Annotated in this window: 23 protein-coding genes; 18 read left to right on the top strand and 5 right to left on the bottom strand. The window is 72.6% G+C overall.

What is annotated here, in order from left to right:
* Window positions 1-66: 66 nt before the first annotated feature.
* The 12 genes from DMH12_RS07115 (at window position 67) to DMH12_RS07060 (ending at window position 8,258) form a co-directional block, all read left to right on the top strand.
* Window positions 67-1,914, top strand: a complete 1,848-nt coding sequence (locus tag DMH12_RS07115) for a transketolase (RefSeq protein ID WP_125490692.1) — start codon at window positions 67-69, stop codon at window positions 1,912-1,914.
* A complete protein-coding gene (gene ligD, locus DMH12_RS07110; protein ID WP_125490691.1) occupies window positions 1,911-2,840 on the top strand; it encodes a non-homologous end-joining DNA ligase in 930 nt (309 codons plus the stop codon). The genes DMH12_RS07115 and ligD overlap by 4 nt, the downstream gene beginning before the upstream one ends.
* A 106-nt stretch (window positions 2,841-2,946) precedes the next feature.
* Window positions 2,947-3,327 carry a gas vesicle protein gene (locus DMH12_RS07105; RefSeq protein WP_125490690.1) on the top strand — a complete coding sequence of 127 codons (381 nt, stop codon included), beginning with the start codon at window positions 2,947-2,949 and terminating at the stop codon, window positions 3,325-3,327.
* Between the two features lie 57 nt (window positions 3,328-3,384).
* Entirely contained in the window at window positions 3,385-3,822 is a 438-nt protein-coding gene (locus DMH12_RS07100) for a gas vesicle structural protein GvpA (RefSeq protein WP_125490689.1), read from the top strand.
* On the top strand, window positions 3,819-4,592 hold the full coding sequence (locus DMH12_RS07095) for a GvpL/GvpF family gas vesicle protein (protein ID WP_125490688.1): 774 nt from the start codon (window positions 3,819-3,821) through the stop codon (window positions 4,590-4,592). Before DMH12_RS07100 ends, DMH12_RS07095 begins: the two co-directional genes overlap by 4 nt.
* Before the next feature lie 4 nt (window positions 4,593-4,596).
* Complete coding sequence (locus DMH12_RS07090; RefSeq protein ID WP_125490687.1) at window positions 4,597-4,860, top strand: gas vesicle protein GvpG; 264 nt, start codon at window positions 4,597-4,599, stop codon at window positions 4,858-4,860.
* The gene (locus tag DMH12_RS07085) at window positions 4,857-5,507 is read left to right on the top strand and encodes a DNA primase (RefSeq protein WP_125490686.1); all 651 of its coding nucleotides are present in this window, start codon (window positions 4,857-4,859) and stop codon (window positions 5,505-5,507) included. Before DMH12_RS07090 ends, DMH12_RS07085 begins: the two co-directional genes overlap by 4 nt.
* Window positions 5,507-6,670 (top strand): SRPBCC family protein, encoded by a 1,164-nt coding sequence (locus DMH12_RS07080; RefSeq protein ID WP_125490685.1) that lies wholly within the window; start codon window positions 5,507-5,509, stop codon window positions 6,668-6,670. Before DMH12_RS07085 ends, DMH12_RS07080 begins: the two co-directional genes overlap by 1 nt.
* A complete protein-coding gene (locus tag DMH12_RS07075) occupies window positions 6,667-6,993 on the top strand; it encodes a gas vesicle protein (RefSeq protein ID WP_122618941.1) in 327 nt (108 codons plus the stop codon). Before DMH12_RS07080 ends, DMH12_RS07075 begins: the two co-directional genes overlap by 4 nt.
* Window positions 6,990-7,784, top strand: coding sequence for a GvpL/GvpF family gas vesicle protein (locus tag DMH12_RS07070; protein ID WP_125490684.1), 795 nt, complete (start codon window positions 6,990-6,992; stop codon window positions 7,782-7,784). The genes DMH12_RS07075 and DMH12_RS07070 overlap by 4 nt, the downstream gene beginning before the upstream one ends.
* Window positions 7,781-7,963, top strand: a complete 183-nt coding sequence (locus DMH12_RS07065) for a gas vesicle protein (RefSeq protein WP_122618943.1) — start codon at window positions 7,781-7,783, stop codon at window positions 7,961-7,963. The genes DMH12_RS07070 and DMH12_RS07065 overlap by 4 nt, the downstream gene beginning before the upstream one ends.
* Window position 7,964: 1 nt before the next feature.
* The gene (locus DMH12_RS07060; RefSeq protein WP_125490683.1) at window positions 7,965-8,258 is read left to right on the top strand and encodes a gas vesicle protein K; all 294 of its coding nucleotides are present in this window, start codon (window positions 7,965-7,967) and stop codon (window positions 8,256-8,258) included.
* Window positions 8,259-8,288: 30 nt separating this feature from the next.
* Here DMH12_RS07060 and DMH12_RS07055 read toward each other — a convergent pair whose 3' ends face one another.
* Both DMH12_RS07055 and DMH12_RS07050 read right to left on the bottom strand, forming a co-directional pair.
* Entirely contained in the window at window positions 8,289-9,107 is an 819-nt protein-coding gene (locus DMH12_RS07055) for a class I SAM-dependent methyltransferase (RefSeq protein WP_125490682.1), read from the bottom strand.
* 100 nt (window positions 9,108-9,207) lie between these two features.
* A complete protein-coding gene (locus tag DMH12_RS07050; RefSeq protein ID WP_125490681.1) occupies window positions 9,208-10,716 on the bottom strand; it encodes a bifunctional phosphatase PAP2/diacylglycerol kinase family protein in 1,509 nt (502 codons plus the stop codon).
* Window positions 10,717-10,839: 123 nt separating this feature from the next.
* On the opposite strand from DMH12_RS07050, the gene DMH12_RS07045 reads away from it, so the two are divergent.
* Window positions 10,840-12,459 (top strand): ATP-binding cassette domain-containing protein, encoded by a 1,620-nt coding sequence (locus DMH12_RS07045; protein ID WP_125490680.1) that lies wholly within the window; start codon window positions 10,840-10,842, stop codon window positions 12,457-12,459.
* A 25-nt stretch (window positions 12,460-12,484) separates the two neighbouring features.
* On the opposite strand, the gene DMH12_RS07040 is transcribed toward DMH12_RS07045, so the two are convergent.
* Complete coding sequence (locus DMH12_RS07040; RefSeq protein WP_125490679.1) at window positions 12,485-13,606, bottom strand: Vms1/Ankzf1 family peptidyl-tRNA hydrolase; 1,122 nt, start codon at window positions 13,604-13,606, stop codon at window positions 12,485-12,487.
* Between the two features lie 61 nt (window positions 13,607-13,667).
* Between DMH12_RS07040 and DMH12_RS07035 the strand changes: the two genes are divergently transcribed.
* A complete protein-coding gene (locus tag DMH12_RS07035) occupies window positions 13,668-13,943 on the top strand; it encodes a DUF6158 family protein (protein WP_125490678.1) in 276 nt (91 codons plus the stop codon).
* Window positions 13,944-13,980: 37 nt separating this feature from the next.
* Here the strand turns inward: DMH12_RS07035 and DMH12_RS07030 are convergent, their stop codons facing one another.
* Both DMH12_RS07030 and DMH12_RS07025 read right to left on the bottom strand, forming a co-directional pair.
* The gene (locus DMH12_RS07030) at window positions 13,981-14,523 is read right to left on the bottom strand and encodes a type 1 glutamine amidotransferase domain-containing protein (protein WP_122618950.1); all 543 of its coding nucleotides are present in this window, start codon (window positions 14,521-14,523) and stop codon (window positions 13,981-13,983) included.
* A 25-nt stretch (window positions 14,524-14,548) separates the two neighbouring features.
* The gene (locus DMH12_RS07025) at window positions 14,549-14,947 is read right to left on the bottom strand and encodes a DUF2795 domain-containing protein (protein ID WP_125490677.1); all 399 of its coding nucleotides are present in this window, start codon (window positions 14,945-14,947) and stop codon (window positions 14,549-14,551) included.
* Between the two features lie 200 nt (window positions 14,948-15,147).
* Here DMH12_RS07025 and DMH12_RS07020 point away from each other — a divergent pair, with 200 nt between their 5' ends.
* The 4 genes from DMH12_RS07020 to DMH12_RS07005 all read left to right on the top strand — a co-directional run bounded on the left by DMH12_RS07020 (window position 15,148) and on the right by DMH12_RS07005 (window position 19,558).
* On the top strand, window positions 15,148-17,538 hold the full coding sequence (locus DMH12_RS07020; protein WP_125490676.1) for an excinuclease ABC subunit UvrA: 2,391 nt from the start codon (window positions 15,148-15,150) through the stop codon (window positions 17,536-17,538).
* A 58-nt stretch (window positions 17,539-17,596) separates the two neighbouring features.
* On the top strand, window positions 17,597-18,025 hold the full coding sequence (locus DMH12_RS07015; protein ID WP_125490675.1) for a helix-turn-helix transcriptional regulator: 429 nt from the start codon (window positions 17,597-17,599) through the stop codon (window positions 18,023-18,025).
* 5 nt (window positions 18,026-18,030) lie between these two features.
* Window positions 18,031-18,447, top strand: coding sequence for a VOC family protein (locus DMH12_RS07010; protein WP_125490674.1), 417 nt, complete (start codon window positions 18,031-18,033; stop codon window positions 18,445-18,447).
* Between the two features lie 316 nt (window positions 18,448-18,763).
* The gene (locus DMH12_RS07005) at window positions 18,764-19,558 is read left to right on the top strand and encodes an RNA polymerase sigma factor SigF (RefSeq protein ID WP_125490673.1); all 795 of its coding nucleotides are present in this window, start codon (window positions 18,764-18,766) and stop codon (window positions 19,556-19,558) included.
* Window positions 19,559-19,632: the final 74 nt, after the last annotated feature.

The following is a 19,632-nucleotide window of genomic DNA, read 5'->3' as shown; positions in this document are numbered from 1 at the left end:
CCCCGGACCCGACATCGCCCCCGGCCCGGTCAAACGCACCGACGGCCGCCGCGCGGAAGGAGACACATGAACACCGGTGAACTCGTCGACCTCGGACAGCAACTGCGCGTCGACAGCGTACGGGCGGCGGACGCCGCCGGCTCCGGGCACCCGACGTCGTCGATGTCCGCCGCCGACCTGATGGCCGTACTGCTGGCCAACCACCTCCGCTACGACTTCGCACGCCCCGCCCACCCCGGCAACGACCGCTTCGTGCTCTCCAAGGGACACGCCTCGCCCCTGCTGTACTCCGCGTACAAGGCGGCGGGCGCCATCGACGACGAGGAACTGCTCACCTTCCGCAAGGTGGGCAGCCGTCTGGAGGGCCACCCCACGCCGCAGCGGCTGCCGTGGGTCGAGACGGCCACCGGTTCGCTCGGGCAGGGCCTGCCCGTCGGCGTCGGCATCGCCCTGGCGGGCAAGCGCCTCGACCACAACGACTACCGCGTGTGGGTGCTGTGCGGCGACAGCGAGATGGCCGAGGGATCGGTGTGGGAGGCCGCCGAGCACGCCGGGCACGAACACCTCGACAACCTCGTCGTGATCGTCGACGTCAACCGGCTCGGCCAGCGCGGCCCCACCCGGCACGGTCACGACCTCGACGCGTACGGGCGCCGTTTCCGCGCCTTCGACTGGCACACGATCGAGGTCGACGGCCACGACGTGGACGCGATCGACCGCGCCTACGGGGAAGCGCTGTCCACCAGGGGCCAGCCCACCGCGATCATCGCCCGCACCCTCAAGGGCAAGGGCGTCAAGGCGGTCGAGGACCGCGAGGGCCACCACGGCAAGCCGCTGCCCGACGCCGAGGAGGCCGTCGCCGAACTCGGCGGCCCGCGGGACCTGCGGGTCGCGGTGCACGAGCCCGAGGACGCGCGGTCGCTGCACTCGGCCGGCACCGGGCGGACCGAGCTGCCCCGCTGGGACGTGGGCGAGGAGGTCGCCACCCGCAACGCCTTCGGTGAGGCGCTGGCCGCGCTCGGCACCGCTCGCGGCGACGTCGTCGCGCTCGACGGTGAGGTGGGCGACTCCACGCGCGCCGAGTTCTTCGCCAAGGACCACCCCGAGCGCTACTTCGAGTGCTACATCGCCGAGCAGCAGATGGTCGCCGCGGCCGTCGGGATGGCGGCCCGCGGCTGGGTGCCGTTCGCCACCACCTTCGCCGCGTTCCTGACCCGCGCCTTCGACTTCCTGCGCATGGCCTCCGTCAGCGGCGCCGGCATCAACCTCGTCGGCTCCCACGCGGGTGTCGCCATCGGCCAGGACGGGCCCAGCCAGATGGGTCTGGAGGACCTGGCGATGATGCGGGCCGTCCACGGTTCGACCGTGCTGTACCCGTGCGACGCCAACCAGACCGCGCGCCTGGTCGCCGAGATGGCGGGCCTGGAGGGTGTCCGCTACCTGCGCACCTCGCGCGGCGAGAGCAAGGTCGTCTACGGCCCCGACGAGGAGTTCCCGGTCGGCGGCAGCAAGGTCCTGCGCTCCTCCGCCGCCGACCGGCTCACCCTCGTGGCGGCCGGCGTCACCCTGCACGAGGCGCTGGCGGCGGCCGACGCCCTCGCCGGGGACGGCATCCCGGTCCGGGTGATCGACCTGTACTCCGTCAAGCCCGTCGACCTGGCCACCCTGCGCCGGGCCGCGGAGGAGACCGGCTGCCTGGTCACCGTCGAGGACCACCGCCGGGAGGGCGGCCTCGGCGACGCGGTCCTGGACGCGTTCTGCGACGGCCGGCCCGTGCCGCGGCTGGTGCGGCTCGCCGTCGGGACGATGCCGGGCTCCGCGACCCCCGCCGAGGAACTGCACGCGGCGGGGATCGACGCGGAGTCCATCGCCGCGGCCGGACGGATGCTGGTGGAGCAGGCGATCGTGCCGTGAGCGGGGGCGGCACGCGGACCGTGCGGGCGGGCCGCCACACGGTGGAGGTGCACCGGCCGGACAAGGTGCTGTTCCCCGCGGGCGAGGGCGGCGCGCCGGAGTACACCAAGGGCGATCTCGTCGACTACCACCGCGCCGTCGCCCCCTTCATGCTGCCGCACCTGCGGGGGCGCCCGCTCATGCTGGAGCGGCACCCCGACGGCGTGGACGGGCCCCGGTTCATGCAGAAGAACACTCCGGAGCACTACCCGGAGTGGATCGGCCGCGTCGAGGTCGGCAAGGAGGGCGGCACCGTCCGCCACATGGTCTGCGACGACTCGGCCACCCTCGTCTACCTCGCCGACCAGGCCGCCCTCACCCTGCACCGCTGGCTCTCCCGGACCGGGCAGGTCGACCGGCCGGACCGGATGGTCTTCGACCTCGACCCGTCCGGTGACGACTTCGAGGCGGTCCGGGAGGCCGCCCGGCTGGTGGGCGAGCTGCTCGACGAACTGAGGCTGCCCTCCGCCCTCATGACCACCGGATCCCGGGGACTGCATGTCGTCGTCCCCCTGACGGGACGTCAGGACTTCGACGAGGTGCGGGAGTTCGCGCGGGACGCGGCCGAGGTCCTGGCCGCGGCCCATCCGGACCGGCTCACCACCGCCGCCCGCAAGAAGGATCGCGGGGACCGGCTCTACCTCGACATCCAGCGCAACGCCTACGCCCAGACCGCCGTGGCGCCCTTCACCGTCCGCGCCCGGCCCGGCGCACCCGTGGCCACACCGATCGCCTGGGACGCACTGGACGACCCCGCCCTGCACGCCCGCCGCTGGACGATCGCGGACGCCGTCGAGCAGGCCCGCACCCGGCCCTGGGCCGGGATCATGAACCGCGCCCGGGGGCTGGGTCCCGCCCGGCGGCGGCTGAACGCGCTGCGCGGCTGAGCCGCCGCCGGGGGAGATGAGCGAGGTCACGTCGGCGCGTGGCACATGCACGCGTCCGTGGAGGTTTGGCGAACATCCTTGCGGCCACACGGAGGGGGAGGTGGCCATGTCGAACACGAACAACACATCCGAATCACAAGACTCAGAACAGAGTTCACGTAGGACACGTAAGCCCCGGCAGTCACAGGAGTCACGGCAGTCACAGGAGTCACGCAAGCCCCGGCCGATGGAAGTGCTGCGCGAGGCGCGCGCACAGCTCGCGGAGCTCACCGGCATGAACGCCGAGTCGGTGTCGTCCTTCGAGCAGACGGAGGAGGGCTGGGCGCTGGAGGTCGAGGTGCTCGAACTCGAGCGGGTGCCCGACACGATGAGCCTGATGGCGAGCTACCAGGTGGAGCTTGATTCCGAGGGGCAGCTCACGGGCTACCGCCGTGTGAGGCGTTACGAGCGCGGTCGGGCCGACGCGCGGCGTTCCGGAGGCCGCTAGGCGGGACCGGACCGAGTGGACTCGCACACCGAAACCCGAGATGGAGGAACGGCTGGCATGACTGTTGTACCGGCACAGCAATCCGGTGGTGGAGGCGGCAGCAGTGGCCTCTACGACGTGCTCGAGCTTGTCCTGGACAGGGGGCTCGTCATCGACGCATTCGTGCGCGTCTCCCTGGTCGGCATCGAAATACTGAAGATCGACGTCCGTGTCGTCGTCGCGAGCGTGGACACGTACCTGCGCTTCGCCGAGGCGTGCAACCGTCTCGACCTGGAGGCCGGGCCGCGCAAGGATCCCGGCCTGCCCGACCTGGTCGGCCAGATGACCGAGTCCGGCGCCAAGGGCAAGTCCAAGGGAGCCCTGTCCGGCGCGGCGGAGACGATCTCCGACGCCTTCAAGCAGGCCCGTGAAGAGGGCGGCTCCGAGCGCGAGACCACGTCGCGTCCGCGCGCCCGCAAGACCGCCGCCTCGCGCCGGAAGGAGGAGCAGGAGTGAGTACGTACGTCTACGGCATCACCGCCGCCACGCATCCCGCGCTCCCCGAGGACACCGGCGGCGTCGGCGATCCGCCGCGCGGGATACGGATCCTGAAGCAGGGCGGGCTGGCGGCCGTCGTCAGCGACGCGCCCGAGGGGCTGCGGCCCAAGCGCAGGGAGCTGCTCGCCCACCAGACCGTGCTGAGCGAGGTCGGCGCCGAAGGCTGCGTGCTGCCCATGCGTTTCGGCAGCGTCGCCCCGGACGACAGCGCGGTGACCGGGGTGCTCGCGGAGCGCGCCGAGCACTACGAGGAACGCCTGCGGGCGCTGGACGGCCGGGTCGAGTACAACATCAAGGCCACCCACAACGAGGAGGCCGTGCTCCACCACGTGATGGCCCAGAACCCGGAGATCCGGGCCCTCGCGGACGCCAACCGGCAGGCGGGCGGAGGAAGTTACGAGAACAAGATCCAGCTCGGTGAGATGGTCGCGGCCGCCGTCAAGGGCAAGGAGGCCGAGGACGCCACCGCGCTGGAGCGCGCCCTGGAGCCGGGCGCCGACGCGGTGAGCGTGGGCCCCGAGTCCACAGGCTGGCTGGCCAACGTGTCCTTCCTGGTGAAGCGGGACTCCGCCGAGGAGTTCCTGGCGGCCGTGGAGCGCGCCCGCAGGGACATGCCGCACCTGGAGGTGCGGGTGAACGGCCCGCTGCCGCCGTACAGCTTCGTGGAGCCCGGCCCGGCCGAGCCCGCGGGCACCGCGGCCGGCGGGATGGATGTCGGAACGGAGTGAGGACGTGGGACTGATCTCGGAGGTCCTGCTGCTGCCGTTCGCCCCGGTGCGCGGCAGCGCCTGGGCCATCAGACAGGTCATGAACGAGGCGGAGCGCATCTACTACGACCCCGCCGCGATCCGGGCCGAACTAGCCCGCCTGGAAGAGCAGCTGGAGGCCGGAGAGATCACGGAGGAGGAGTTCGACCAGCAGGAGGACGAGCTCCTGGACCGGTTGGAGATCGCTTCGCGCACGAGCGCGGGATTGGGCAACGGGACGGCACCATGAATCGAGTGGGACTGGGCCTCGCGGTAGGGGCCGGATATCTGCTGGGACGCACGAAGAAACTGAAACTCGCCGTCGCCGTGGGCACCATGGTGGCCGGCAAGAAGATGAACCTGACCCCGAAGGGCATCGCCGAGCTGGTCAGTACGCAGCTGCAGAACAACCCCCAGTTCAAGGAGATCGGGGACCAGCTGCGCACGGACCTGCGGGGCGTGGGCAAGGCGGCCTCGGGCGCCATGGTCGAGCGGCAGATAGACGCGCTGGCCAATCGCCTGCACGGGCGTACCGCCGAGGTCCGCGACCAGCTCTCCGGCGTGACGTCCCAGGTGCCGGGCGTCGGCTCCCGCGACTCCGAGGTCTCGGAGGACTCGGAGGAGTACGCGGAGTCCGACGAGCGCGCCGACGACGAGCACGACGACGAGCACGACGAGCGCGACGACCGGCGCGAGGCGGCGCCCGCCGCGCGCAAGACGGCCAGGAAGGCGCCCGCGAAGAAGGCGCCGGCGAAGAAGGCGGCCGCCAAGGCACCCGCCAAGAAGACCGCGGCGAAGCGGGCCCAGCCCGCCAAGAAGGCGGCCGGCAAGAAGACGGCCGGTGCCCGGAGCGCCGCCCGCGGAGCGACCCGGCGGACGAAGGGCGGTGGTGAGTGATGACCGACACCCTGGGATCCGCTGCCTCCACGGCAGGCAAGGCCGCGAAGAAGAACCCCCTGGCCGACGTGGCGCAGAGCGAGGCGGCGGACCGCCTCAAGGCGGAGGTGCAGGACTACCTCGCCGCGCAGGTCACGCGGCTGCTGACGGGCGTCGGCACCAAGCTCGGCCAGACCACGGGCAAGCTCAACGACATAGCCGAGGGCAACAGCCCCGGATTCGCCAAGCTCGCCCTCGACGGCGGACGCAAGCTCGCCGAGGGCAAGGGCCCGATGCGGGCCGCGTTCGAGGTCGGCGCCGGCAAGGTGAAGGACAACGTCGTCGGCGCCTTCAAGAACCTCACCGGCGGCAAGGGCCGGAAGAAGGGCGGCGGCGGTCAGAAGCCTACGGTCATCATCGAGTACGTCGACGTGGGCGTGCCGGTGCGCACGGCCTACGACCAGTGGACCCAGTACCAGGACTTCAGCACCTTCGCCAAGGGCGTCAAGAGTGCGAACCGCGCCGACGACACGTCGTCCGACTGGCAGCTGAAGGTCTTCTGGTCCAACCGCAGCTGGAAGGCGAAGACCACCGAGCAGGTGCCCGACGACCGGATCTCCTGGACGTCGGAGGGCGCCAAGGGCACCACCAAGGGTGTCGTCAGCTTCCACGAGCTGGCCGAGAGCCTGACCCGCGTGATCCTGGTCATCGAGTACTACCCCAAGGGTCTCTTCGAGAAGACCGGCAACATCTGGCGCGCCCAGGGCCGCCGGGCCCGCCTGGACCTGAAGAACTACGTCCGGCACATCACCCTCAAGGGCGAGGCCGACGACGGCTGGCGCGGCGAGATCCGCGACGGCGAGGTCGTCCGCAGCCACGAGGACGCCGTGGCGGAGGAGGAGCAGGAGCAGGAAGAGGGGCGGGAGCCAGAGGGCGAGGAGGAGTACGAGGGCGAGGAGGAAGCGCCCGAGGCCGAGGAGGCCGAGGAAGAGCCCGAGGGCGAGTACGAGGAGGAGCCGGAGGGCGAGTACGACGAGGAGCCGGAGGACGAGTACGGGGAAGAGTCCGAGGCGGAGTACGAGGAGGAGCCGGAGGGCGAGTACGAGGAGGACAAGGAAGCCGGGGAGGACGAGCACGCGTCCCGTGAGGAGTACGAGGACGCCGGCGGCGGGAGCCGTCGATGACCACACCCAGCCGACTGCCCGAGCCCTACGGCCAGGGACAGAGCGCCAACCTCGCCGACATCCTGGAACGGGTGCTCGACAAGGGCATCGTGATCGCGGGCGACATCAAGATCAACCTGCTCGACATCGAGCTGCTGACGATCAAGTTGCGGCTCGTGGTCGCCTCCGTCGACAAGGCCAAGGAGATGGGCATCGACTGGTGGGAGAGCGACCCCGCGCTCTCCTCGCGCGCCCGGCGCGACGAACTCACCCGGGAGAACGCCGCACTGCGCGAACGCCTGCGTGAGCTGGACCCGGGCCGCGTACCGAAGGAGGAGACGTGAACGGACTGCGGTACGTCTACGCCGTCTGCCGCCCCTTCGGCGCGGCCCTCCAGGCCCAGCTCACGGGGGTGGCGGGCGACCCGCCCCGGCTGCTGGTCCACGGCGGCCTGGTCGCCGTCGTCAGCCATGTGCCCGAGGCCGACTTCAGCGAGGAGGCGCTGCGCGCGCACCTGGAGGACCTCGACTGGCTGGCCGCCACGGCCCGCTCCCACCAGCAGGTGATCGACGCGCTCACCGCGGTCACCACACCGCTGCCGCTCCGGCTGGCCACCGTCTTCCGGGACGACAGCGGCGTACGGATGATGCTGGAGCAGCGCGAGGAGGCCTTCCGGAACACGCTCGCCCGGCTGGACGGACGGGTGGAGTGGGGCGTGAAGGTGTACGTCGAGGCGGAGCCCGAGCAGGCGGCCGCGCCGGCCCGGCCCGCTCCCAAGCCCGCCTCGGGCCGGGACTACCTGCGGCAGCGGCGTCAGCAGTCGCGGGCGAACGAGGACCTGTGGTCGAGGGCCGAGCGGTTCGCGACGGGTCTCCACTCGACGCTGACCTCCCTGGCCGACGACGCGCGGCTGCACGCGCCGCAGAACCCCCGTCTGTCCGGTGCCGCCGGACGGAACGTCCTCAACGCCGCCTACCTGGTGCGGCGGGACGCCTCCGAGGAGTTCGTGGAGCGGATCGACCGGACGAAGGACGACGCCCCGGGGATCCGTGTGGAACTCACCGGCCCCTGGGCCGCCTACTCCTTCGCCGGCGAAGGGGCCGCCACCGAGGAACAGCAGGGGGAGGGCACGTGACCGTCGTGGAACGCCGGGAGATCGCTCTCGTGGACCTGCTCGACCGGCTGCTGGCCGGCGGTGTAGTCATCACCGGCGACGTCACGCTGCGCATCGCGGACGTCGACCTGGTCCGCATCGATCTGAACGCGCTGATCAGCTCGGTCAACAGCAACGTCCCATCGCCGTTCGGGGACTGACGTGACTGGACAACCCGAACCCCGCAAACGCCTCGACCTCGACCCCGACACGGTCGAACGCGACCTGGTGAAACTGGTGCTGACCGTCGTCGAGCTGCTGCGCCAGCTCATGGAGCGCCAGGCGCTGCGCCGGGTCGACGAGGGGGATCTCAGCGAGGAGCAGGAGGAGCGGATCGGACTGACCCTGATGCTCCTCGACGACCGCATGACCGAGCTGCGCGACCGCTACGGACTGCGGCCGGAGGACCTGAACCTGGACCTCGGGCCGCTGGGACCGCTGCTGCCCCGGGAGTGAGTCTCCCGGGGCCGCGGCCCCACCCCTGTGTCACCGCTTGCGGCACAGGATCTCTCCGTGCAGCACGCTGAACCAGCCTTCCGGCCGCTCGCCCCAGTCGCGCCAGGCGGCCGAGACCGTCCGCAGCTCCTCGGCGGTGGCGTGGCCGCCCTCGGTCGCGCGGCCGGCGTAGGCGGACGCCAGGGTCCGGTCCGCCCACAGGCCGCTCCACCACTCCCGCTCCTCGGCGGTGGCGAAGGTCCAGGTCGCGGAGGTCGCCGTGACGTCCGTGAACCCCGCCTCCAGTGCCCACGCCTTCAGCCGGCGCCCGGCGTCCGGTTCGCCGCCGTTGGCGCGGGCGACCCGCCGGTACAGGTCCAGCCAGTCGTCCATGCCCGGGGACGCGGGGTACCACGTCATGGCCCCGTAGTCCGAGTCGCGGACGGCGACGATCCCGCCGGGCCGCGCCACCCGCCGCATCTCGCGCAGCGCCCCCACCGGGTCGCCCACGTGCTGGAGCACCTGGTGGGCGTGGACCACGCAGAACGTGTCGTCCGGGTAGTCCAGCGCGTGTACGTCCCCCACCGCGAAGTCGGTGTTGCCGAGGCCGCGTTCCGCCGCCGTGGCCCGGGCCCGGTCGACGATCTCCGGTGCCCGGTCCACGCCGGTGACGTGCCCGTCCGGGACCAGCGACGCGAGGTCCGCGGTGATGGTGCCGGGCCCGCAGCCGATGTCCAGGACCTTCATGTGGGGCCGCAGGGAGCCCAACAGGTAGGCGGCGGAGTTGGCGGCGGTGCGCCAGGTGTGCGAGCGGAGCACGGACTCGTGGTGCCCGTGCGTGTAGACGGCGGTCTCCCGCGGCTTCGGCATGGTGGATCCCCTCTCCGACGGTTCGATCACGCTACGCCCGTCGGTCGAATGGTGAGACCCACGTTTTACATGGTGGACTGACGACGTGTCAGGAGAGCAGTCAGGAAAGCAGCCCGCCCTCACCCGGCAGCGGCCGGTACACCGTGAGCGCCTTCGGCAGCTTCTCCAGCGTGAGGTCGCCCTCGGTCTCCGTCAGCTCCCCGTCGAACGCCATCAGGGTGCCCGGCGCCACACCCGACAGCCGCAGCCGGGGCACCTGCACCGCCGCATGGGCCGGGGAGCGGGTCAGCGGGCCCGCGAGCGCCGCGGACAGCAGCCGCAGGGCCGGCCGGCGGCCACCGTGCACCACCCGCACGTCCAGCTGCCCGTCCGCCAGGTCCAGCCGGCGACCCGAGGCGAGGCCCCTGCGGTGGTATGTGCCGTTGCCCGCGAACAGCATCCACAGCGGGCGCCGGCGACCGCGCACCTCCGCCTCCAGCGGGTGCCGGTCCGCGCGCAGCACCCGCACCGCCGCCAGCACCCCGGCCGGCCAGCCGCCGATCCTCGACGACCAGTGCTCACGCTCCCGCACCAGCTCCGGATAGACGCCGAGGCTGAAGGTGTTGAGGAAGACGCCCTGCCGCCCGCCCGAGACGAACCGGCCCACGTCCACCCGCACCCCCTCGCCCCGCTCCAGCGCCCCGCACAGATCCCGCACGTCCTCCACGCCCAGGTCGTAGGCGAAGTGGTTGAGCGTGCCGCCGGGCAGCACCGCCAGCGGCAGGCCGTGCCGCAGGGCGACCTCGGCCGCCGCGTTCACCGTGCCGTCGCCGCCGCACACGCCGAGCACCCGGGCGTGGTCCGCCGCCTTCTCCAGCTCCGCCGGGATGTCCTCCGGCTCGCACTCCACCACCTCGGCGTCGGGCAGCGCGTCGCACAGCGCCCGCACCCGGTCCGAGGTGCCCGAGGCGACGTTGGCCACCATCACCAGCCCCTCGCCCCCGGGCAGCGCCGGCACCTCGGCGAGCGGCCGGGCCGGCGGGATGTGCTGGGCGCGCGTCGGCACCAGGCCCCGTACGGCGAACGCGGCGCCCGCCCCGAGCGCGGCGCCCGCCACCACGTCGCTGGGGAAGTGGACGCCGGTGTAGACGCGCGAGAGGGCCACCGCGGCGGCCACCGGTGCCACCGCCGCACCCCAGGCCGGGGACTCCAGCGCGACCCCGGTGGCGAACGCGGCCGCCGACGCGGCGTGCCCCGAGGGGAACGACGTCGTGATCGGCTGCCGCTTCAACTGCCGTACCAGCGGCACCGGGTCCAGCACCGGGCGGGACCGGCGCACCGAGCGCTTGCCGAGGGTGTTGATCGTCAGTGAGGCGAGGCTCAGCGAGGCCAGTCCCCGGGCGGCGGCGCGTCGGGCCCGCGGGGTCCGGGACGCGGCCAGGGCGGCGGCGACCCCGAACCACAGCACGCCGTGGTTGGCGGAACGGCTCAGCCGGGGCAGCAGCGGGTCGGCGCCCGGCCAGGTGCGGGCGGCGACGGCCTCGAACGCACGCTGGTCCAGCCGCAGGAAACCGTTGCGGAGGGGGTGCGGGCCGGGCGTCAGGGCGGTGAGATCTACGTCGGGGCTCATGCCACCCGCCTACCCGGTGCGCGCCGTTTTCTGCCGGTGGCGCTCGCCACGTCGCCCCGCACGGCACCGGCCCTCCGTAATCGGTTTGCCCGGAGCGGGGGCCGCGCCGCAGAATCCGGTGCCATGGGTCATCTCGAAGCAGCGCACCTGGAGTACTACCTCCCCGACGGGAGGGCGCTGCTCGGCGACGCCTCCTTCCGGGTGGGGGAGGGGGCCGTGGTGGCCCTCGTCGGACCCAACGGCGCGGGCAAGACCACCCTGCTCCGGCTGCTCTCCGGGGAGCTGAAGCCGCACGGCGGGACCGTCACCGTCGGCGGCGGCCTCGGGGTGATGCGCCAGTTCGTGGGCTCCGTCCGGGACGAGACGACCGTACGCGACCTGCTCGTGTCCGTGTCCCCGCCCCGGATCCGCGAGGCCGCGCGCGCCGTGGACACCGCCGAGCACGCGCTGATGACCGTGGACGACGAGGCCGCCCAGATGCGCTACGCGCAGGCGCTCGCCGACTGGGCCGAGGCCCAGGGCTACGAGGCCGAGACCCTGTGGGACATCTGCACCACGGCCGCGCTGGGGATGCCCTACGAGAAGGCCCAGTGGCGTCGGGTGGGCACCCTCTCCGGCGGTGAGCAGAAGCGGCTGGTCCTGGAGGCGCTGCTGCGCGGCAGCGACGAGGTGCTGCTCCTAGACGAGCCGGACAACTACCTCGACGTGCCCGGCAAGCGCTGGCTGGAGGAGCGGCTCGCCGAGACCCGCAAGACCGTGCTCTTCGTCTCCCACGACCGGGAACTCCTCGCCCGCGCCGCCGAGAAGATCGTCTCCCTGGAACCCGGACCCGCCGGCGCCGACGCCTGGGTGCACGGCGGCGGCTTCGCCACCTTCCACGAGGTACGCCGGGAGCGCTTCGCCCGCTTCGAGGAACTGCGCCGCCGCTGGGACGAGAAGCACGCGCAGCTCAAGAAGCTGGTCCTGAACCTGCGTCAGGCGGCCGCGGTCAGCCACGACATGGCGTCCCGCTACGCCGCCGCGCAGACCAGGCTGCGCAAGTTCGAGGAGGCCGGGCCGCCGCCCGAGCCGCCGCGCGAGCAGGACATCAGGATGCGCCTGAAGGGCGGCCGCACCGGAGTCCGCGCCGTCACGTGTGAGCAGCTGGAACTCACCGGCCTGATGAAACCCTTCGACCTGGAGGTCTTCTACGGCGAACGGGTCGCCGTCCTCGGCTCCAACGGCTCCGGCAAGTCGCACTTCCTGCGCCTGCTGGCCGGCGACGACGTGACCCACACCGGCAACTGGAAGCTCGGGGCGCGCGTGCTGCCCGGACACTTCGCGCAGACCCACGCCCACCCGGAACTCCTCGGCCGCACCCTCCTGGACATCCTGTGGTCCGAGCACGCCCAGGACCGGGGCGCCGCGATGTCGAGGCTGCGCCGCTACGAGCTGACCCACCAGGCGGAGCAGACCTTCGACCGGCTCTCCGGCGGCCAGCAGGCCCGCTTCCAGATCCTCCTGCTGGAACTCCAGGGCGTCACCGCCCTGCTGCTCGACGAGCCGACCGACAACCTCGACCTGGAATCGGCCGAAGCCCTCCAGGAGGGCCTGGAGGGCTTCGAGGGCACGGTCCTCGCCGTCACCCACGACCGCTGGTTCGCCCGCTCCTTCGACCGCTACCTGGTCTTCGGCAGCGACGGACACGTCCGTGAGACGCCGGAGCCGGTCTGGGACGAGCGGCGGGTGGAGCGGGCCCGGTAGGAGACCGGGGCGGCGGGCCCACCGGTCACTTCCAGCGCAGCAGCGCCCCCAGGCCGCCCACCGGAGCCTTGTCCGCGGCCTCCGACGGCAGCGCCGGCGTCACCGAGACCGCCGGCGCGCCGGTCATCACCGCCGACCGCAGCAGCGCGTCGTCCGCCCGCGCCGACCAGGAGTTCTGCTCGCCCAGCGTCGTCAGCTCGGTGCGGCGCACCGCGAGCTGGTCGGCGTCCTCGCCGATCCACACCTCGCGGTGGGTGTCGGGGGCGTCCGGGATGACCAGCAGCTCGTCGATGCGGTGCTCCCGGGCCGCCTCCACCAGCGCGGGCACCCCCTCGGCGGCGCCCGCCCGGCCCTCGTCGTCGGGCGCCCGGGCGGCCAGGAACCGGTCCAGCTCCTCCCGCGCCCGCGAGCGCACGTGGTCCTGACGCAGCCCCTCCACCTCGTCGTCGAGGAGCCTGCTCCCGGCCCCGCGCGAGGCCTCGGCGATCCGCTCCTGGAGACGCTTCGGCAACCGCTCGTGCACGGACCGCCGCTCCCGGTCGTCACCGACCAGGATGAGCAGGTCGGCGCCGGTCTCCTCCTGGCACACCGCGAGCGCGTCCGCGATCTCCGCCGCGTTGTGCTCCCAGGTGTTCTCCACCCGCAGCTGGAAGTGGCGCTCCGACCAGTCGGCACTGCTCGTGCGGTGCAGCGGCCACTGCCGGCCGGTCACGCCGCCCGCGTCCGAGCTGCCCAGCGCGCCGCGCAGCTCGAAGTCGGCGCCCTTGCGGTCGATGTACGCCACCACGCACACCGGGTCCTCGCCCGCCAGGTCGAGCAGCGGGGCGACGTGCGGCAGCGGTGCCCAGTCGGCGGTGGTCCCGCCGTACGGGGGCCGGGCCAGCCGGGGGTCCAGGACCACCCGTCCGGCGCACGCGAACAGCGCCCGGCCGTGCGGGTCGGAGGCGTGCCGCAGCTCGTCCACGGCCTCCCGCACCGCCTGGCAGGTGGCGTCGTCGGCGCCCTGCTCCGCCAGCTCCCGGGCCACCGCCGCCGCCGTCAGCTCACGCTCGTGCGCGGTGTCCTCCGCGTGCCGGGACAGATCGACGTACACGGAGGCCCAGGGCCCCTGGTGCTCGTAGAGGGGATGCAGAAACGCGAGGTCCATGGCGCTCTCCCGGGTGGCGCTGGGGGGTGGGTACTGCCGCGGGGGCGGGTACCCGGACCGCATGAACGAACACGACATGGGGGACACGATGACCGGAGTGGACCCGGGCCGCCTGGACGACCAGCAGCTCATGAAGGAGCTGGAGACCATCCACCGGACCCGCCACGACACCCTCCTCTACGGATCGAACGACGCGCTGCGGGCCCACAACGACCGCATGGCGCGGCTGGAGGGCGAGTGGCTGCGCCGCAACCCGCGCCGCCCGGTCGCCCCCGGCCGCACCCGCGAGGGCGCCCGGGAACGCGGCTGCGGCCAGGCCGCCACCCCGGGAGCCTAGGTCTCCGGGGCGGCGTCCCGGCCGCCGTCCCCACAGGTCAGCCGCCCGCCTTGGCGAACTCGGCGAGGAAGGTCGCGCAGAACGCCTGGAGGTCGTCCGGCTTGCGGCTGGTGACGAGGACGCTGTCGCCGTGGTCGCAGACCTTCACCTGCTCGTCGACCCAGGTGGCGCCCGCGTTGACCAGGTCGGTCCGGAGACTGGGCCACGAGGTCAGCACCCGGCCGCGTACCACGTCGGCCTCGATAAGGGTCCACGGCGCGTGGCAGATCGCGGCCACCGGCCTGCCCTGCTCGAAGAAGGCCCGGACGAACGCCACGGCCTTCTCGTCGGTCCGCAGGAAGTCGGGGTTGGCCACCCCGCCGGGCAGGACCAGCCCGCCGAACGAGTCGGCCGAGGTGTCACCCACCACCTCGTCCACCGGGAACGTGTCCGCCTTGTCGAGATGGTCGAAGCCCTGGACCTCGCCGGTCTGCGTGGACACCAGCACCGGCTCGTGCCCCGCGTCCTTGGCCGCCTGCCACGGCTCGGTCAGTTCGACCTGCTCCACGCCCTCGGGCGCGGTGAGAAATGCGATGCGCATGGGGTTCGGTGCTCCTTTCTGACGCCTAGGCGCCCCGCGCCCCCGAAGGGCCGGCCTCGGTGAGCGCCAACGCCAGCTCCTGGACGTTGTCGTAGCGCGCCTTGTTCGGCAGCCGGTCCAGCTCCTCGACGAGGGCGTCGGGCGCGTTGCCGTGGCGCAGGGTGCGGGTCAGTTCCCGCGGTCCCGCGGGGAAGCTGCCCCGGGTCAGGTTCCGGGCCAGTTCGAGCCGCAGGGCCTCCAGGTACGTCGGCCCGCGGCCCGGTGTCACCGGCCCGTGCGTGACGTCCGGATCGTCCTCGGCCACCGGCTCCGGGTCGTGCCACTCCTCGGTCCGGGTGGGGTGCCCGGACCTGAGCAGACCCTGCAGTTCGTGCTTCATCTCGTCGTCGCGGTGGGCGCTCATCCGGTCGCTGCCTCGCTGCATGTCTCCCTCCAGATCCTCAGGGTGCCGACCGCGTACCCGGACACCGGGGGCCGACACGGATTCACCCGGACGGTTCCGCTCCGATTCCGCCGGACGGCACCGGATCAGTAATCGAGAAGCGCGGGTCCCGTCGGCCCCTCTAGCGTGTGAGGACCGCGGGCGCCTGCCTCCACAGGGAGCCCCCGACAGATGGAGACACGATGAGCAGCGCCAAGAGGACGGGCAGCCGGGCACCCGTGCCGCACGTCGCCGACAGCCACGACCTCATCCGCGTGCACGGCGCCCGCGAGAACAACCTCAAGGACGTCAGCATCGAGATCCCCAAGCGCCGCCTGACGGTCTTCACGGGAGTCTCCGGTTCGGGCAAGAGCTCACTGGTGTTCAACACCATCGCCGCCGAGTCGCAGCGGCTGATCAACGAGACCTACAGCGCCTTCGTGCAGGGCTTCATGCCGACGCTGGCGCGCCCCGAGGTCGACATCCTCGAAGGCCTGACCACCGCGATCATCGTGGACCAGCAGCGGATGGGTGCCGACCCCCGTTCCACCGTCGGCACCGCCACCGACGTCAACGCGATGCTGCGGATCCTCTTCAGCCGCCTCGGCGAGCCGCACATCGGCCCGCCCAGCGCGTACTCCTTCAACACCGCCTCGGTCCGGGCGAGCGGCGCGATCACCGTCGAGCGCGGCAACAAGAAGGCGGTCAAGGCGACGTTCGAGCGCACCGGCGGCATGTGCACCCGCTGCGAGGGCCGCGGCAGCGTCTCCGACATCGACCTCACCCAGCTCTACGACGACTCCAAGTCGCTCGCCGAGGGCGCCTTCACCATCCCGGGCTGGAAGTCGGACAGCCAGTGGACCGTCCAGGTCTACGCCCAGTCCGGCTTCGTCGACCCCGACAAGCCGATCCGCGAGTACACCGAGAAGCAGCTGCGGGACTTCCTCTACGGCGAACCGGTCAAGGTCAAGGTCAACGGCGTCAACCTCACCTACGAGGGCCTGATCCCGAAGATCCAGAAGTCCTTCCTGTCCAAGGACAAGGAGGCGATGCAGCCGCACATCCGGGCCTTCGTGGAGCGGGCCGTCACCTTCACCGTCTGCCCCGAGTGCGACGGCACGCGGCTCAGCGAGGGCGCCCGCTCCTCGAAGATCGGGAAGATCAGCATCGCCGACGCCTGCGCGATGGAGATCAGGGACCTGGCCGAGTGGGTGCGCGACCTCGACGAACCGTCCGTGGCGCCGCTGCTCGGCGCCCTGCGGGACGCCCTCGACTCGTTCGTCGAGATCGGCCTCGGCTACCTCTCCCTCGACCGGCCGGCGGGCACCCTGTCGGGCGGCGAGGCGCAGCGCGTCAAGATGATCCGCCACCTCGGGTCCTCGCTCACCGACACCACGTACGTCTTCGACGAGCCCACCATCGGGCTGCACCCGCACGACATCCAGCGGATGAACGACCTGCTGCTGCGCCTGCGGGACAAGGGCAACACGGTCCTCGTCGTCGAGCACAAGCCGGAGGCGATCGCCATAGCCGACCACGTGGTGGACCTCGGCCCCGGCGCCGGCACCGCGGGCGGCACCGTCTGCTTCGAGGGCACCGTCGAAGAGCTGCGGGCCGGCGACACCGTCACCGGCCGCCACCTCGACGACCGGGCCGTCCTCAAGGACACGGTCCGCAAGCCCACCGGCGCCCTGGAGATCCGCGGCGCCACCACGCACAACCTCCAGGGCGTCGACGTCGACGTCCCGCTCGGCGTGCTCTGCGTGGTCACCGGCGTGGCCGGCTCCGGCAAGAGCTCGCTGATCCACGGCTCGGTCCCGGCCGGCGCCGACGTCGTCTCGGTCGACCAGAGCCCGATCAAGGGCTCGCGGCGCAGCAACCCCGCCACCTACACCGGACTGCTCGAACCGATCCGCAAGGCCTTCGCCAAGGCCAACGGCGTCAAGCCGGCCCTGTTCAGCGCCAACTCCGAGGGCGCCTGCCCCACCTGCAACGGCGCCGGCGTCATCTACACCGACCTCGCCATGATGGCCGGGGTCGCCGCCCCCTGCGAGGACTGCGAGGGCAAGCGGTTCCAGCCCGCGGTGCTGGAGTACCGCTTCGGCGGCCGGGACATCAGCGAGGTGCTCGCCATGTCCGTGGCCCAGGCCGAGGAGTTCTTCGGCTCCGGCGAGGCACGCACCCCCGCCGCGCACAAGATCCTCGACCGGCTCGCCGACGTCGGCCTCGGCTACCTCACCCTCGGCCAGCCCCTCACCACACTCTCCGGCGGCGAGCGGCAGCGGCTCAAGCTGGCCACCCACATGGGGGACAAGGGCGGCGTCTACGTGCTCGACGAGCCCACCACCGGCCTGCACCTCGCCGACGTCGAGCAACTGCTCGGCCTGCTGGACCGCCTCGTCGACGCCGGCAAGTCGGTCATCGTCATCGAGCACCACCAGGCCGTCATGGCGCACGCCGACTGGATCATCGATCTCGGCCCCGGCGCCGGCCACGACGGCGGCCGGATCGTCTTCGAGGGCACCCCCGCCGACCTCGTCGCCGACCGCACCACCCTCACCGGCGAGCACCTCGCGGCGTACGTCGGTGCCTGACCGCGGCGGCCCACGGCGCCGGTACCGGTGGCGGCCGGCGCTGTGGGATCGTAGGGGCGTGACGAGCCTGGAGGACCTGGCCCGGCTGCGCCGGGCACGCGACCTGATGGACCGCGAGTACGCCGAGCCGCTCGACGTGCCGGCGCTGGCGCGGGTCGCCCTCATGTCGGCGGGCCACTTCTCCCGCAGCTTCCGTGCCGCCTACGGGGAGACCCCCTACAGCTACCTGATGACGCGCCGCATCGAGCGCGCCAAGGCCCTGCTGCGGCGCGGCGACCTGTCCGTCACCGAGGTCTGCTTCGCCGTCGGCTGTACCTCGCTGGGATCGTTCAGCTCGCGCTTCACCGAACTGGTCGGTGAGAGCCCGAGCGCCTACCGGGAACGCGACCACGCCGACGGCGCCGCGATCCCCGCCTGCGTCGCCAAGGTCCACACCCGACCGGTCAGGAACGGAGAAGCCCGGCCCGCGCGCCCGCCCGTAGCGTGACACGCATGGACATCAACCTCGCGCAGTGCTTCATCGCCGTCGACGACCACGACACGGCGGTCGCCTTCTACCGGGACGTGCTCGGGATGGAGGTCAGGGACGACGTCGCCTTCGAGGGGATGCGCTGGGTGACCGTCGGTTCCCCGGCCCAGCCCGACGTCGGCATCGTCCTCGAACCACCGCTCGCCGACCCGGGCGCCTCGGTCGCCGACCGGGAGGCCATGGCCGAACTGCTGGCGAAGGGATTGCTGCGCGGCCTGAACTTCACCACCGACGACGTCGACGCCACCTTCGAACACATCCGGGCCGCCGGCGCCGAGGTCCTCCAGGAACCGGTCGACCAGCCCTACGGCGTCCGGGACTGCGCCTTCCGCGATCCGGCCGGGAACATGGTCCGCTTCAGCCGGCCGCGCACCGGCTGACCCGCCCCGGGCGGCGCCGCGCGTCGCGGCGCCGCCCGGGGGTTTGCGACGGGCTTCAGGGGGCAGGGGCAAGGGCAGTGCTTCGGACAGGAGGCACGTCCGTGGGAGCGGCTGCGCCGCCCCGGACGTAGCCGTCCGGGCCCGGACGCCCTCCCACGGGTGACCGCCCGACCCCCAGGGTCGTGTCGTCGCACCGGTGGCGTCCATCCGGCGCGCCGGAGGTTCACGGACTCCGGCCGCCCCGCACGGGCCGTGCCCGAGGGCCCGCCCCCGAACCGACGACCGGCCCCCGCGCTCCGAAGGAGTTGCGACGCACATGCCGATCCACGCCAGCGTGAAGCACCCGCACGACGACGCCCCCGACACCGCGGACGCGTTCCGCCGGCTGACCACCCTCCCCGACGGCCCGGAGCGCGACGTGGTCCGCGACCGGATCGTGGAGGCCTGGCTGCCCATGGCCGAACGCCTCGCGGGACGCTTCCGCAGCCGCGGCGAGAGCTACGACGACCTGCGCCAGGTCGCCGCCCTCGGCCTGGTCAAGGCCGTCGACCGGTACGACCCCGAGCGCGGCAACGCCTTCGAGAGCTACGCCGTGCCGACCATCACCGGCGAGATCAAGCGGCACTTCCGCGACCACATGTGGACGCTGCACGTGCCGCGCCGGGTCCAGGAACTGCGCAACCGCGTGCGCTTCGCCCGCCAGGAGCTCTCCCAGACCATCCCGGGCCGCAGCCCCACGGTCGCCGAGATCGCCGAGCACACCGACCTCGGCGAGGAGGACGTCCGGGTCGGACTGGAGGCGCTGGAGAGCTTCACCGCGCTGTCCCTGGACGCCGAGCTGCCGGGCAGCGAGGACGGCTTCTCGCTCGGTGACGCCCTCGGCGGACCCGACCCGGCCCTCGACACCGTCGTGGACCGCGAGGCCGTCAAGGACCGCCTGGCCGCCCTCCCCGACCGGGAGCGCGCCATCCTGTACATGCGCTTCTTCGACGACATGACCCAGAGCCGGATCGCCGAGCAGCTCGGCATCTCCCAGATGCACGTCTCCCGCCTGATCAGCCGCTGCTGCGACCGGGTGCGGGAGCAGGTGCTGCGGGATCCCGGGGCCTGAGGGAGCCTCGGCGCCGACCCGGTCCGGGACCGCGATTCCGGACTCCGAAACCTCGGGCTCACCCACCCGGGGGC

Origin of the sequence: Streptomyces sp. WAC 04229 (genome assembly GCF_003947455.1) — a bacterium.
Lineage (GTDB): Bacteria > Actinomycetota > Actinomycetes > Streptomycetales > Streptomycetaceae > Streptomyces.
The sequence above is the reverse complement of the archived record's forward strand: the minus strand, read 5'-3'. Positions and strand labels throughout refer to the sequence as shown.